Source organism: Chryseobacterium defluvii (assembly GCF_003634775.1).
Taxonomy (GTDB): Bacteria; Bacteroidota; Bacteroidia; order Flavobacteriales; family Weeksellaceae; genus Chryseobacterium; species Chryseobacterium defluvii.
In genome coordinates this window covers 423,796-437,814 of the sequence record NZ_RBXB01000001.1, presented here as the reverse complement: position 1 = coordinate 437,814, position 14,019 = coordinate 423,796, and the positions used below count along the sequence as shown (strand labels likewise).

The 14,019-nt window shown below is 36.7% G+C and carries 12 protein-coding genes; 6 read left to right on the top strand and 6 right to left on the bottom strand.

Annotated features, from left to right (window positions below; all coding sequences use genetic code 11):
* Positions 1-37 precede the first annotated feature (37 nt).
* Positions 38-985, top strand: a complete 948-nt coding sequence (fmt, locus tag BCF58_RS02055) for a methionyl-tRNA formyltransferase (protein ID WP_121460133.1) — start codon at positions 38-40, stop codon at positions 983-985.
* Between the two features lie 82 nt (positions 986-1,067).
* On the opposite strand, the gene ribB is transcribed toward fmt, so the two are convergent.
* Positions 1,068-2,189 (bottom strand): 3,4-dihydroxy-2-butanone-4-phosphate synthase, encoded by a 1,122-nt coding sequence (gene ribB / locus BCF58_RS02050; RefSeq protein ID WP_121460132.1) that lies wholly within the window; start codon positions 2,187-2,189, stop codon positions 1,068-1,070.
* 69 nt (positions 2,190-2,258) lie between these two features.
* Positions 2,259-3,263, bottom strand: coding sequence for an LLM class flavin-dependent oxidoreductase (locus BCF58_RS02045; RefSeq protein ID WP_121460131.1), 1,005 nt, complete (start codon positions 3,261-3,263; stop codon positions 2,259-2,261).
* A gap of 290 nt (positions 3,264-3,553) precedes the next feature.
* On the opposite strand from BCF58_RS02045, the gene BCF58_RS02040 reads away from it, so the two are divergent.
* Entirely contained in the window at positions 3,554-4,042 is a 489-nt protein-coding gene (locus BCF58_RS02040) for a hypothetical protein (protein ID WP_121460130.1), read from the top strand.
* An 8-nt stretch (positions 4,043-4,050) separates the two neighbouring features.
* Here BCF58_RS02040 and BCF58_RS02035 read toward each other — a convergent pair whose 3' ends face one another.
* Positions 4,051-6,177 carry a helix-turn-helix domain-containing protein gene (locus BCF58_RS02035; protein ID WP_121461017.1) on the bottom strand — a complete coding sequence of 709 codons (2,127 nt, stop codon included), beginning with the start codon at positions 6,175-6,177 and terminating at the stop codon, positions 4,051-4,053.
* A gap of 81 nt (positions 6,178-6,258) precedes the next feature.
* Between BCF58_RS02035 and BCF58_RS02030 the strand changes: the two genes are divergently transcribed.
* Positions 6,259-6,690, top strand: a complete 432-nt coding sequence (locus tag BCF58_RS02030; RefSeq protein ID WP_121460129.1) for a hypothetical protein — start codon at positions 6,259-6,261, stop codon at positions 6,688-6,690.
* A gap of 104 nt (positions 6,691-6,794) precedes the next feature.
* Here BCF58_RS02030 and BCF58_RS02025 read toward each other — a convergent pair whose 3' ends face one another.
* Positions 6,795-7,310 (bottom strand): gamma carbonic anhydrase family protein, encoded by a 516-nt coding sequence (locus tag BCF58_RS02025; RefSeq protein WP_121460128.1) that lies wholly within the window; start codon positions 7,308-7,310, stop codon positions 6,795-6,797.
* Positions 7,311-7,477: 167 nt separating this feature from the next.
* On the opposite strand from BCF58_RS02025, the gene BCF58_RS02020 reads away from it, so the two are divergent.
* Complete coding sequence (locus BCF58_RS02020) at positions 7,478-8,356, top strand: NifU family protein (RefSeq protein ID WP_121460127.1); 879 nt, start codon at positions 7,478-7,480, stop codon at positions 8,354-8,356.
* A gap of 61 nt (positions 8,357-8,417) precedes the next feature.
* Positions 8,418-9,479 carry a ferrochelatase gene (hemH, locus tag BCF58_RS02015; protein ID WP_121461016.1) on the top strand — a complete coding sequence of 354 codons (1,062 nt, stop codon included), beginning with the start codon at positions 8,418-8,420 and terminating at the stop codon, positions 9,477-9,479.
* Positions 9,480-9,546: 67 nt separating this feature from the next.
* On the opposite strand, the gene BCF58_RS02010 is transcribed toward hemH, so the two are convergent.
* On the bottom strand, positions 9,547-10,758 hold the full coding sequence (locus tag BCF58_RS02010) for a type IX secretion system plug protein (protein WP_121460126.1): 1,212 nt from the start codon (positions 10,756-10,758) through the stop codon (positions 9,547-9,549).
* Between the two features lie 69 nt (positions 10,759-10,827).
* Between BCF58_RS02010 and BCF58_RS02005 the strand changes: the two genes are divergently transcribed.
* A complete protein-coding gene (locus tag BCF58_RS02005; protein WP_121460125.1) occupies positions 10,828-11,466 on the top strand; it encodes an MBL fold metallo-hydrolase in 639 nt (212 codons plus the stop codon).
* 110 nt (positions 11,467-11,576) lie between these two features.
* Here the strand turns inward: BCF58_RS02005 and BCF58_RS02000 are convergent, their stop codons facing one another.
* Positions 11,577-14,015: a TonB-dependent receptor gene (locus BCF58_RS02000; protein WP_121461015.1), complete on the bottom strand. Its 2,439-nt coding sequence runs from the start codon at positions 14,013-14,015 to the stop codon at positions 11,577-11,579.
* Positions 14,016-14,019 lie beyond the last annotated feature (4 nt).

The following is a 14,019-nucleotide window of genomic DNA, read 5'->3' as shown; positions in this document are numbered from 1 at the left end:
AATTTTTAAATCCTTCAATAACCCTTATCTTTGCACCATGAAATCATTGAAAGTCGTTTTTCTGGGTACCCCGGAGTTTGCCAAAAATTCATTGGAGGCTATTCACAAGTCTCATCATGAAGTGGTAGGTGTTGTAACAGTTGCGGATAAAGCAAGCGGTCGTGGACAAAAAATCAATCAGTCCCCCGTAAAAGTTTTTGCTGCAGAACATCATCTTCCTGTTTTTCAGCCTGAAAAATTAAGAAATCCTGAATTTTTGGAAGAATTAAGAAAGCTGGATGCAGATGTGTTTGTGGTCGTTGCTTTCAGAATGATGCCTAAAGTTCTTTTTGAAATGCCTAAAATAGGAACTTTCAATCTTCATGCTTCCTTATTACCGGATTACAGAGGTGCAGCTCCTATTAATTACGCCATTATTAATGGGGAGGAAAAAACCGGAGCCACTACTTTTTTTATCAATGAGAAGATAGATGAGGGAAATATCCTGCTTCAGGAAGAACTGGAAGTGTTACCTGACGAAAATGCAGGAAGCCTTCATGACCGCTTAATGGAAATGGGTGCCAAATTAGTAGTAAAAACGCTGGATGGCTTAGCTGAAAATTCTATTGTAGAAAAACCTCAACCCAACGTTGAACATCCAAAAAATGCCTATAAAATCTTTAAAGAAGATACAAGGATTAACTGGGATGCACCATCCAAAACGGTTCATCAGTTTATTTTAGGAATGTCTCCTTATCCTGCCGCTTTTACCACTTTAAAAATTGGAGAAGAGGAAAAAGGATTGAAAATCTATGGCGGAAAATTTGAGCTTTCAGATCATGGAAAACCTGTCGGAACTTTGGATATTTCAAAAAATGAATTTAAAATCTATACCCAAGACGGAATTTACTATCCTTTAGAGCTTCAACTGGAAGGAAAGAAAAGAATGAATATAAAAGATTTCCTGAACGGTTTCAGGAATTTTGACGAAATAAAAATGGCTTGATACATCAAGCCATTTTTTATATTAGCTGTAAAAAAGCGAATCGTCAATTGTGAAGCAAAATTGAGTATCCACTATTCACATTCTATAATTGAACCATTTCCGTTACTTCTACATCATAACCTCCAACCTGAGGTTTGATATTTGGGTTCTGAGTGATTACCTTGAATTTATTAATTCCTAAATTTTTTAGAATCTGTGTCCCAATTCCATAATCCCTGTAGTTATATGCTAAAGTAGGATGTTGTTCCTGCCCGTCCTGGTAATTCAGGAACTGCTGTAACTTTCTTAGCGTATTTTCAGAATTGGAAACGTTATTGATAAAAATAATCGCTCCTTTTCCTTCTTCGTTGATCATATTGGTCACTTTTTCCAATAGAGGCTTTTCCCCATTATTTAATCTCGTTAATACATCGAAATAAGAATCTGAAGACTGAACTCTTACCAATATAGGTTCATCAACCGTCCAGCTTCCTTTTGTTATAGCAAAATGCACCTGATCATTCGAAGTTTCTCTGAAAGCAAAGAAATCGAATTCTCCATAGTGGGTTTTCACTTTTCTTTCTTCAATTCTCTCCACAAGATTTCCTTTTTTGAGCTGATAATGGATCAGATCTTCAATAGAAACAATTTTGATATTATGTTTTTGTGCAAATACGTACAATTCAGGTAAACGGGCCATGGTTCCGTCTTCATTCATGATCTCGCAGATCACTCCTCCTTCTTTTAAACCTGCCAAATGAGTCAAATCAATGGCAGCTTCCGTATGTCCGGCTCTTTTCAACACCCCTCCTTTTCTAGCACGAAGCGGGAAAATGTGTCCCGGTCTCATAAAATCCGTTGGTTTTGATTTTTCATCCATCAAAGCCAAAATGGTTTTTGCTCTGTCACCTGCAGAAATACCGGTAGAAGTTCCGTTTCCTAAAAGGTCAACAGATACGGTAAAAGCTGTTTCTTTAGGATCACTGCTTCTGCTTACCATAATATCCAGGCCAAGCTCGTCACATCTTTTTTCAGGAAGCGGCATACAGATCAACCCTCTTCCGTGAACCGCCATAAAATTGATTAATTCAGGAGTCGTTAATTCCGCAGCACAAAGAAAATCTCCTTCGTTTTCTCTGTCCTCATCATCCACTACTATGATTATTTTACCATTTTTAAGGTCTTCGATTGCCTCTGGAATAGTATTTAATTTAATATCAGACATTTTTACTTTTTAAATTTTTGCAAAGATACTCATAAAAACAGGCATGTGCCAATTTATATAAACGGTTTGTTACGCTTTGAATAGAGAGTTGGCTGCTTCCCTGAAAATTCTGTAAGAATCCAGTCTTTTCTGATGATCATAAATATGGGAATTGATGATCAGTTCATCCACATTGAATTTTTCCTGGAAGTTTTTTAATTTTTCTTCAATTTCAGGCTGGCTTCCGATAAAACTGTATCTTAATTTTTGTAAAACAGCACTTTTTTCCATCGGCGACCAGATTTCATCCATATCTTCAACAGGGGGTGCAAAAGGTTTTCTGTCGTTTCTTACAATATTGATGAATGCCTGAAACAAGGTGGTGGACAGCCAATGCGCTTCTTCAGAAGTTTCTGCAGCAATTCCGTTGACGCAAGCCATAATATAAGGAGCATCCAATTGTTTAGAAGGCTCAAAATGTTCTCTGTAAATATTGAAAGCCATTTCCATTTGTTCAGGAGCAAAATGCCCGGCAAAAGCATAAGGAAGCCCTAATTCTGCAGCCAACCAAGCACTGTCTGTACTAGAGCCTAAAATATACAACGGAATATCCAGCCCTTCTCCCGGAATAGCCCGAACCAAAGATTCTGAATTTTCTTTTGAAAAATATCGCTGTAATTCTAAAATTTGCCTAGGGAATTGTTCATTGATAATGGCCGGATTTCTTCCTAAAGCCTGCGCCGTCAAACCATCCGTTCCCGGTGCTCTTCCCAATCCCAGATCAATTCTTCCGGGAAAAAGAGATTCCAGGGTTCCAAATTGTTCTGCAATCACTAAAGAACTGTGATTTGGAAGCATAATTCCTCCGGAGCCGACTCTTATTCTTTTTGTTCCGTTTGCAATAAACCCGATGAGAACAGAGGTGGCTGAACTGGCGATACTCGCCATATTATGATGTTCAGCCAACCAGAACCTTTTATAATTTAAATTTTCTACGTAATTAGCTAATGATAAACTGTCCTGAAAGGTATCGTGGATAGTCTTTTCCTGCTTTACGGGAGCAAGATCCAGAACAGAGAGCTCAAAATTTTTCATAATTTCAATTGTTAGGTCTGAAAAACCAAACAAATTTAAAACATATATATCGCATTAGTTACTTTTTGTAATTGATAAGTCTGATCGATGAATTCAGGAAAAAACTATTGAAATTCAATTGCTAATATCTTTTTTTATATTATTTATATATTTGAGATAACCATAAAACCCAAAATATGAGCTGGAAAATCTATCTTATCATTATAACTAATGCAATTAATATCTAGATTAATGATGTACCAAAAAAAATAGGCTTTGGTACTCTAAAGCCTAACAAAGAGATTTCAATCATGCAAGCTCAAAATAATATGACTGGATTATCCATAGGAAAATTGGATGACAAAATTATTATTGTCAGTCCTCAGTTAATATTCGATATATTGGAAAATGACAATCAGGTTCTCAAAAATAATTTAATAAAATTATTTCCTGATTCCGAAATTGCAATTTTAGTGAGTGCATACAATGTAAACTCTTATTCAATCATTCAGAATGGTAATGAAATTAGAAAAAAAATATTAACTGATTCTTTTAAAATAAATATTGGACAAAAACTACCAGAAGAAATTCAATGTTATAATAGAACCATAAAAGATGAATTTATTCTTGAAAGTGCTAAAGAAGCATCAAAAAACGGAGAAAAGAATTTTGATGATTTTATTGATTTTAATGTTACAGAAGAAACAGTATTTGAATTGACAAAAAGATATTTTTCAAATTCAATAAACAGCCCGGAAGGAAGTAATTTTACTGCGATAAAAATGACTTACTATAACTAAGTATACTTTTATTTCTCTTTTTCCTTTTGATAATTATAATGATTCAATAAGATCCTGATCTCATTAAACTCAAAATCATTGGGTAAAGCATTCTTCCATTCCGTTAATGTCTCATGTGGCTTTTTATTGAATTCCTCTTCAAAAGCTTTGATCTTATCTGAGGTAATCACTCTGGAAATATCCAACAATCCCTGCTCCGCAAATTTCGCCAGATGCCCAATAACAGTTTCTTTTACCAAACCTCTTTCCAAAGCAATTTCAGCAATGGTTTTTCCCTGCTCAAATAACTGGAACGTGAGAACCTGTGATGGAACTTTAGCAATTTTTAGATTAATTTCTTTATCATTCTTTTCGTCTAAAAGCTTCGTTTCCAACAGGTGAATTTCTTTTAAACTGTTTAGATACTCTTCAATATCTTCCAGCCATCTCTTGAACTCCTCATTGTATTGCTTTAGTCCTTTTGATCCTTTGATCTCAGCATAGAATTCTTTTAAAGGAGTAAAGATTTTATCTTTGACTTCAGTGAAGAAAAAATTAACTGCTCCTTTTGCTTTGTTTTCAATTTCAGACCATTCTTCTTTCTGGTTGATAAAATTGGCAGCCTTCTGAAATAAAACCCTTTCCAGCTTTTCAAAAATCTTTCCGAGGTTTGCTGCATCCTGTTTCAATTGGTGATACAATTGATTGGTTTTTAAATGATCAATACTTTTCGTAGTAACAGATAGTTTATTCCAGTCTTCCACTTCCTGCAGCAGCCACACGCAATCAATAGTACGAAGTACTTTCCGGATGCTGTAATCGTATTTTTCCTGATTCAGGATAGTTTCCACATGATCATTGGCGAAAGTATCTCCCTGAAACTGTAAAATTCTGTTGTCTTTAAAAATAACTTCGGGAGTGATCTTAGATTTTAAAACGATTCCTTCCAATGTCCTGCAACGGGAAAGCGCAACATACACCTGGCCTGCGGTAAAACTTTTCCCGGCATCAATAATCACCTTATCAAACGTCAGACCCTGACTTTTATGAATCGTAACTGCCCAAGCCAATTTAATCGGAAACTGTTCAAAGCTTCCCAACACTTCTTCCTTGATGTTTTTTTCTGCATCCAGGAAATATTTTTTCTGTTCCCAGACTTCTCTTTTAACAACAATTTCCCTTTCGCTTCCATCCAGGATAACCCGGATTTCATTTTCATCCAATGCAGAAATCTCCCCTAATTTTCCATTGAAATATTTTTTATCCGGAGAAATATCATTCCTGATGAACATAATTTGTGCACCCACTTTCAACTCCAGAAACTGCTCATTGGGAAACTGGTTTTCTTTGAACTCACCGAAAAGCTTAGCTTCATACGTAGAGGGGATAACTTTTATTTCCGCCAGCTTTTGCTGATTAATCTCATCAGCCATTTTATTATGGGAACACAAATAAACGTAAGATTCGTTTCCAGGTTCAAATTCCGGATTATATCTTTCATTTAAATGTTCAAAATCAATATTAGCCACATCTCCGTCACGGATGGCATTCAATATTTCAAGGAATTCTTCATCGGATTGTCTGTATACTTTGGTTAGTTCAATAGTAATCAAAGGAATTTCCTTGATCGCATGGCTATCAAAAAAGAAAGGTGATTTATAATAGAGTTTCAGAATATGTTCATCCCTTACCACAGGCGGAAGCTGATATAAATCTCCGATGAACAACATCTGCACTCCTCCGAACCTCTGGTTATTTCTTCTGATAAACCGTAAAGAGAAATCCATCATATCCAGAACATCGGCCCTTAGCATGGAAACCTCATCAATGATAAGGATCTCCACCTCTCTCAGAAGTTTAAGTTTATCTTTTCTATACTTGAAATGGGGCATCAGATCAGCAATATTATTTGCCAAACTGCCATCAATACGGTCTGTGGTAGGTAAAAAGGTTCTTAAAGGCAATCCGAACATAGAGTGAATGGTAACCCCTCCTGCGTTGATCGCTGCAATTCCGGTAGGTGCTACAACAATATGCTTTTTTCTTGTTCTTTTCACAAAATCATTAAGAAAAGTCGTCTTTCCTGTCCCTGCTCTTCCTGTAAGAAAAACACTTCTGTTGGTGTGCTCTATTAAGTCAAAAAAATCATTGTTCATCGCCATCAAAATTACGGAAAATGAATTGGAAAATCTTGTAATGGCATACATTTTGAAAAATCCCTGATACAATATTATTTTATGAAAAAAGCATTTCTATATATTCCTGTTATAGCTTTCACTATCGTTTCCTGTAAAAGTACCAGTACTACGGACCCGAATACTCTTCCTAAAGATGTTTCGGAAAGACCGGCAGATGAAAGCAGTCAAAAATATGATAATAACCAGCTTGAAAAAATAAAAGCAGGAATTGAGGCAGAAATTGCGAAAGAGAAATGTACGGATCCCAATGAATGGGCATTTTCTCCTATTGGCTCAAAGGCATGCGGCGGACCGGTGACGTATATTGCCTATCCTAAAAAACAGGAAGCAGTTATTTTGCCTAAGATTCAGGAATACACCAGTAAAATGGCCGAATATAATAAGAAGTATAATATTACCTCTGACTGTATGATGGCTAATGAGCCGGCCTCTATTACATGTGAAAACGAGAAGGCCGTTTTAGTTTACTAAAGATACAAAGCCTATTGATGACTTAAACCCTCAGGCTATTTGACACTAAGGATAAAAAACTCCGCCTAAGTTTAGGCGGAGTTTTATTTTTAGCTTCAAAAATATTAGTCTTTATACCATGAAGAATATTTCACATAATTATCAGCAATTCTGTTGACTTCTCCTTCTAAAAGCTGTGCTGAAATATCTTTGATCTTTCTGGCAGGAATACCGCCCCATACTTCTCCGGACTTGATGTGAGTTCCCTGTGTTACTACAGACCCTGCTCCTACTATGGAATTTTCTTCTACCAGGCAATCATCCATGACAATAGCTCCCATACCAATCAGAACATTATCCTGAATAGTGCACCCGTGAACGATGGCATTATGACCAATAGAAACATTATTCCCGATATTTAAAGGATGTTTCTGATAGGTACAATGGAGCATGGCATTATCCTGAACATTCACTTTATTTCCCATTTTGATGTAATGAACATCTCCTCGTATTACAGCATTATACCAGATACTGCAATCTTTTCCCATCACCACATCCCCGATAATGGTTGCTGTTTCTGCCAAAAATGTATTTTCTCCGATCTGTGGTGTCTTTCCTAAAAGTTCTTTTACAAGTGCCATAATTTTAATTTGATAATTTAGAAAATAAGTTATGTGAAAAACGAGCTAGCTGAAGGTAAGGTTTCAGCTTCATAATTTTTAAATTACAGCGATAGCAAAAATCTAACTTCTAACTCATAACTTCTAACTTCTTATCCGTATTTTTGTATCTCAAATTTAACGAAAAAATGCGTAAGATACTTATAGAGCCTACAGAAAACCCAAAAGTGATGAAATTTGTAGCAGATTACAACTTGATTCCCGGGTCTCTGGAATTGGACAGAAGTTCAGATATATCGGAAATTCCTCTTGCCCAGGAGCTTTTCAATTATCCTTTTGTGGAGAGAGTTTTCATCACGGCTAACTTTGTGGCAATTGCCAAACAGGAAACTGTAGAATGGGAGCATGTAGCTGAAAGCCTGAAGAACGTCATTGAGGATGAGCTATTGGCTAACCCGAGAATTTACCTTCAAAAAAAGAAAGAAATGTACCAGATTTATGCGGAAATGACTCCTAATCCCAATGTGATGAAGTTTGTTTCCAGCAAATTGCTGATGGATGGTTTCGTTGAGGTGAAATCAAGAGAGTCGGCTGAAGGAGTTCCTTTAGCACAGGCTATTTTTAATGAATTCGATTTTGCTCAGGAAATTTTTATTTCTGACAATTTTGTTGCCGTTACTAAAGACAGTTCTGTAGAATGGCATCAGATCATGATGGCTGTTCGTGGTTTCATAGCTGAATACTTGCAGAACGGAGGAGTAATTTCCAACCTTGAGCCTCAAAAACATGAAAATCCTGTTGAAAAGATCATCAACAGAGATTACACGGATGATGAGCAGAAGATTTCTGATATTTTAAATGAATATGTTGCTCCTGCCGTAGAGAATGACGGTGGAAAAATTTCATTAATGGAATATGATGAAAGCACCAAAACGGCAAAAATGCTGTTACAGGGTGCCTGTTCCGGTTGTCCAAGTTCCACAGCGACTCTGAAAAACGGAATAGAGAATATTTTAAAGCAATTCGTTCCTGATTTAGTGGAAAAAGTAGAAGCTGTCAATGGGTAATTAGTTGCTAGTTGACAGTTAATAGTTGTTCGTTATTATAAAAAATATAAAACAAAAAAGTTTGGAGAAACAATTCTCGAAATCCGAAGCCCGAAACTCTAAAAAGGGAATTTTATTAGTCAATCTCGGTTCGCCAAAATCTACAGATGTAAAGGATGTAAAAGAATATCTTGATGAGTTCCTGATGGATGAAAGAGTTATTGATTACCGTTGGATCTTCCGTGCACTTCTTGTCCGTGGAATTATTTTAAAAACAAGACCTGCAAAATCTGCAGAAGCCTACAAAACGGTTTGGACCGATAAAGGATCGCCATTAATTGTCATCACTGAAAAAATTCAGAAAAAACTACAAAAGCTGGTAGATGTTCCTGTAGAAATAGGAATGAGATATGCAGAGCCTAGTATTGAAAACGGAATTCAGAGGTTGGCAGACAAAGGGGTTTCTGAAATCGTTCTTTTCCCTCTGTATCCGCAATATGCAATGAGCACCACGGAAACAGTGATCGAAAAGGCAGAAGAAGTAAGAAAGAAAAAATTCCCGGGTGTAAAAATCAATTATATACAGCCTTTTTATAACAGGGATATTTATATTGATTGTTTGGCTGAAAGTATTAAGGAAAAACTGCCTGAAAATTTTGATGCTCTGCAATTCTCTTATCATGGAGTTCCGGAAAGGCATATTTATAAAACAGATCCTACCAAAACCTGTAATCTGAACGATTGCTGTTCCAGAGATGATAATCCGAGCCACCAGTTTTGCTATCGTCATCAATGCTATAAAACCACCGAATCCGTTATTGAACGATTGAATCTTCCAAAAGAAAAAACCATCGTTTCTTTCCAGTCCCGATTAGGTAAAGATAAGTGGATCGAGCCTTATACGGATGAAACATTGGAAACCATTCCTAAAAAAGGAATAAAAAACCTTGCTATTGTTTGTCCGGCCTTCGTTTCAGACTGCCTGGAAACACTGGAAGAGATTTCCGTGGAAGGAAAAGAAGAATTTTTGCATGCAGGTGGAGAAAACTTTCATTATATCCCTTGTTTGAATGATGAAGACCGATGGATCGATGTGATCAGAACTTTGTGTGAAGAGAAGTTGGATGAGTTTTACTTAGTCTAGAACTATTTATAATATAAAAACCTCCATTTTTTGGAGGTTTTGTTTTATTGAGATATTTTAAGTTCAATTATCTTACAGGTGTCCTGAATTCTCCATATCCCATCAAGCCATCATAATTTCTTCCGAAAGGAGCAAAATATAAAAATGCCTGATAAAGGTTTTCTGTTTGCCAGAAATTCCCGTTAACCTCCCCGAAGTTTAAAGTTCCGTCAGATTCTTTTGTAGCCAGGATATAATTATAGAATCCTTGTTTCAGGTAAATTCTCGCCACATATTTTTTATTGGCCTCATCATATTGCATCTGGTATTCTTTATTAGGCTTAAAATCATTAAATCCGCCCAACACATAAATTTCTTTATCCATTTTATCAGAATCCAGAGAAAAATAAACCCATGCATAGTCTGCTTCTCTTTCTGCATTTCTTTCAATTCCCATATCATTCCTTCTGTAGTACCAGGCTCCGTTGACGTCCGGTTGATACTGATAATTTAAAGGATAGGCCCAAACAGGATGCAAATAGGTATTATTCAGCCCGTCTTTTACTTCAGTGGCACGGACCATATCTGCTGCCATATCTATATTTTTATTATCGAAATAATAAAATTCATTGTTTCCCGGGAAAGTCAGGCTCATTTGCTGGAAAAGCAATTTATTTCCTAGTGTTGAGCTTGGCCTTAAATTATTGGCTGTAACATTCAGGTTGTTATTCTGCATCACATTCAGAGACATAGAATTTACATTGGAAGACAGATCACCCCCTTTTGAAACAGCCTGTACTTCTACTCTTTGGTTGATATTCGGATTTTTTGCATCTGCAATCCTGGAAACATTCAGCGCTAAGGCAGCAGCATCTTCAACTACATAAAATCTTTTCTTAAAAAGTGGTTTTTCGGCAGAATCTTTATAAACAATGAGCTCAAAATTCCCGGAGATTTTTGGCTGCATTCTCTCATTTGGGAATGCCAATGTATAATGAGTATAGGCTTGTAAAGTATTGAATGAGTATTGAAACTGATCTAAAAGACCATTCAGGCTTCCTGTTGCAAATTCTGTAAAGAAAAGATTATCATCATTCCAGTTTCGGTCATAATGTTTAATCGTATATCTGTAAATCTCACTGGAATTGGTAAGGTCATCAAAACTCAAAATCAGCTTCTCTCCAAACTTAATAACAGGAGTTTCATCATTGGTCTGCGGGTTGAATAATTGTATACTTTGGATATTCTGTCCAAAAACCAATCCGCTTAAAGTCAATAAGAATATTCGTAATGTTTTCATTATAACGAAGATAACGAAAAATCGGCATTTTCTTAATAATATCGTATTTTTGGTGAAAATATTCAGAACATGCTTCAGATTCAAGGCTTCGTATTCAACTTCGCGAGCGAAAACACCTATATTATTTTTAATGAAAACAAAAATGCCTGGCTGATTGATCCGGGAAATATGAATGAGCAGGAAACCAAAGCGATTGATGATTTCATTACCGGCAATGGGTTGAAAATTCAGAAAATCCTTCTTACTCATGCACATATTGATCATGTTTTGGGTCTGCAATGGGCTTTTGACAAGTTTAAAGTTCCGGTGACGATGCATCAGGAAGATCAGGAAGTTTTGGATATGCTTCAGGCAAGCGGAATGAGATTCGGATTTCAGGTCAACCCTGTTAAAGTGGATGTTGAATATATCCATGAAGGTAACGTTCTTGAACTGGACGGTGAAGAATTTAAAATTTATCACGTTCCGGGACATTCTCCGGGAAGTGTGGTATATCACAATGACAATCAAAAATTCATGATCTCCGGTGATGTCCTTTTTGAAGGAAGCATCGGAAGAACGGATTTGTACAAGGGAAATTATGACCAGCTTATCGAGGGAATCAGGACGAAACTTTTCATTCTGGATGAGGAAACTCAGGTTTTTTCAGGACATGGAAATCCTACAACGATTGGATTTGAGAAGCAATATAATCCTTTTTTGAGGTAGAGGTTCGGGATTCGGGTTGCGAGATTCGTGGTTCAAGTTTTGAGCTCTAAAATATTCAAAATACAACCGCTTCAATTGAAGCGGTTGTATTTTGAATATAAGTAAAAAGTTTAGAAATCCAGCGTAATGGAAGCTCTTGCAGCAGCACCCATAATAGGTCTTGCCATAATGATTCCGTCTCCGGATGGAGAGCCAGCTCTGGGATCACCTTCCGTAATACCAATAGTATTAAAAATATTGGTTCCGTCAACTGCAAAACGTATTTTTCCTAACTGATAAGACATTCCGGCTCCGAATTCAGTAAACGACGGCAATGTTTGTGCATTTTTCTCATCCTGGAAACGTTTTCCATAATAATTCATGCTCACATAAGTTCTCCATTGTTTCGTAATATTAACAGCCGGTGAAATGTTGAAGTAAAACTTAGGCATTCTCCTTACAGAGTTTCCATCGTAATCGAATGTGGTTCCATCAGAATTCCTTCCTGTGAAGTCATTATACTTAGGGTTCTGGAAGGTTCCATTAAATGTTACTTCCAATAAGTTATTAAATAATCTTGCGTATCCTTCCAATTCTACCCCAAGATTGGTAGTGTTAGCGAATTTATTTTCAGAAGTTCCGTCTGAATACACATCGGTAAAGGAAAGATTTTTAAGTGTAGAATAAAAAGGAATCACAGCCACATCAAACGAGCGGGAGTAATATTTATACCCTAATTCCAGCTGATCTGTATATACCGGCTCAATTTTACTCAAATCATTCATATTGTTATAATATGCTTCTTCATTCGGGGATCTGAATCCGTGGGAGAAGCGGGCATAAATGGCATTTTCCCTGTTGATCTTATAGTTCGTTGCCAATGTGTAAGACACCTTACTAATATCATAATACCAATACGTATATTTATTTCCTAAAACAGACATATTTTCATCTGCTGTTGTTGTCAGGAAGCTATGAGTTCCGTCTGTTGTAAGATCTGAATTATTAAGATTGGAGCTAATTGTGTTGACTCCGTAGCCTTTATAAAAATCCCGGCTGTAACGAATTCCTCCATTGAAACTTAAATTATCCGTAATGTTATAATCAACATTCAGGTATAAATCATTCAAGCTTCCCTGGATCTGAGAATCTCTCAATAAGAATGACATATTGGTCACCCCGTTGTAGGTTTTAGAATATCCTAAATCACCCGGAGACAGAGAAGAGTCTACTAAATTAAGTAACTGTGGCCTGTCTGTAGCCGTTGTAAGAATATTGCTCCAGTTCCAGTATTGATGGGATTTCCAGTTGGATTTGTAAAACCCTGCCGTAATATTTCCTTTATCAAACTTATAATTGAACTGCAGATCATTCACAAAATTATTCATTTGTTTGTCTATGGCCCAGAATCCTAGTTTCTGAACATATTGAGGATTCATGATAGCTCCGGAACTCACTGAAGAATATTGGAAATTATTGCCTGAAATTCCGTTACTGGCTGCAAAATCAGCTGCGAGCTGCGGTCCTCCGGCAGGGAAAATCCCTGTATAATTCATATCAATACTCGTATATTTTGCTTTATTTAAAACTGTAAAATTATCCCCTAAATCATATTTAAACTCAGCTCCTACTACATCTACTTTCGGATGAATTCCGTCTTCTAAGCTTCTGTTGAAAAAACCGCCTCCCGCTTGTGGGATATTAAGCTGACTGATTGCTCTGTAGCTGTAAGTTCCATAATTCGGATCAAATCCCGGAAATTCTTTTAAATCATTCCCGTTCTGAACCAAAGGAATCGGGAGATAGAATGTATTTCTGTCGTTTAACTTTTTATAGTAGACTTTAGCATATCCTTTATCAAAAACATATTTTAGATTGGCTTTGATCTGTCCCCCATTATTGGCTTTAAATCCTGTTTTTCTGATCCCGTCATCGGTTCTGTAAAACCCTCCTATATTGAAAAACAATTTATCTTCAATCAAAGCTCCCCCGAGATTAACATCTGTACGCATCAATCCATACGTACTGGTTTCCAACTTTGCTACTCCTCTGAAGGTATTGGTTCCCTCTTTAGAAATAAAGTTGATAAGCCCTCCCGGAGAATTATTGGCATAAATAGAACCGGAACCTCCTCTCAAAGCTTCCAATCTGCTTACGGTATTATCTACACGGAAAAAATTATCTGCATTGGCAAACTGTAAAGCCCCATCTTCAAAAACAGGCAAACCGTCTTCCTGTACCTGTACAAATTCATACGCTCCGGCTGAAGGAATACCTCTTGCGAAAAGATTATTTCCAACCTCACCTCCTGAAGTTTCTACTGCAAAGCCGGGAACTCTTTGTAATAGGGCGGCCGCACTTACCGGATTCTGCTTCTGAATTTCTTTTGCACTGAATGTGGAAATTGCCGTACTGGATTCTATTTTCTTTTTCGGATTGGAATTCCCCGTAATTACCACCTGATCAATAGATGCCGTTTTAGTGGAATCCTGAGGATTTTCCTGCGCATACATATTATTGAAATAAAGTGTAGCAATTCCGGCAATTAAAAAGATCGATTTTTTTTTCATAGCC

Excerpts from the sequence above, each read along its gene's own strand:
- fmt (WP_121460133.1), top strand. The coding sequence starts at position 38 with ATGAAATCATTGAAAGTCGTTTTTCTGGGTACCCCGGAGTTTGCCAAA.
- ribB (WP_121460132.1), bottom strand. The coding sequence starts at position 2,189 with ATGTCTGATATTAAATTAAATACTATTCCAGAGGCAATCGAAGACCTT.
- BCF58_RS02045 (WP_121460131.1), bottom strand. The coding sequence starts at position 3,263 with ATGAAAAATTTTGAGCTCTCTGTTCTGGATCTTGCTCCCGTAAAGCAG.
- BCF58_RS02040 (WP_121460130.1), top strand. The coding sequence starts at position 3,554 with ATGCAAGCTCAAAATAATATGACTGGATTATCCATAGGAAAATTGGAT.
- BCF58_RS02035 (WP_121461017.1), bottom strand. The coding sequence starts at position 6,177 with ATGAACAATGATTTTTTTGACTTAATAGAGCACACCAACAGAAGTGTT.
- BCF58_RS02030 (WP_121460129.1), top strand. The coding sequence starts at position 6,259 with ATGAAAAAAGCATTTCTATATATTCCTGTTATAGCTTTCACTATCGTT.
- BCF58_RS02025 (WP_121460128.1), bottom strand. The coding sequence starts at position 7,310 with ATGGCACTTGTAAAAGAACTTTTAGGAAAGACACCACAGATCGGAGAA.
- BCF58_RS02020 (WP_121460127.1), top strand. The coding sequence starts at position 7,478 with ATGCGTAAGATACTTATAGAGCCTACAGAAAACCCAAAAGTGATGAAA.
- BCF58_RS02010 (WP_121460126.1), bottom strand. The coding sequence starts at position 10,758 with ATGAAAACATTACGAATATTCTTATTGACTTTAAGCGGATTGGTTTTT.
- BCF58_RS02005 (WP_121460125.1), top strand. The coding sequence starts at position 10,828 with ATGCTTCAGATTCAAGGCTTCGTATTCAACTTCGCGAGCGAAAACACC.
- BCF58_RS02000 (WP_121461015.1), bottom strand. The coding sequence starts at position 14,015 with ATGAAAAAAAAATCGATCTTTTTAATTGCCGGAATTGCTACACTTTAT.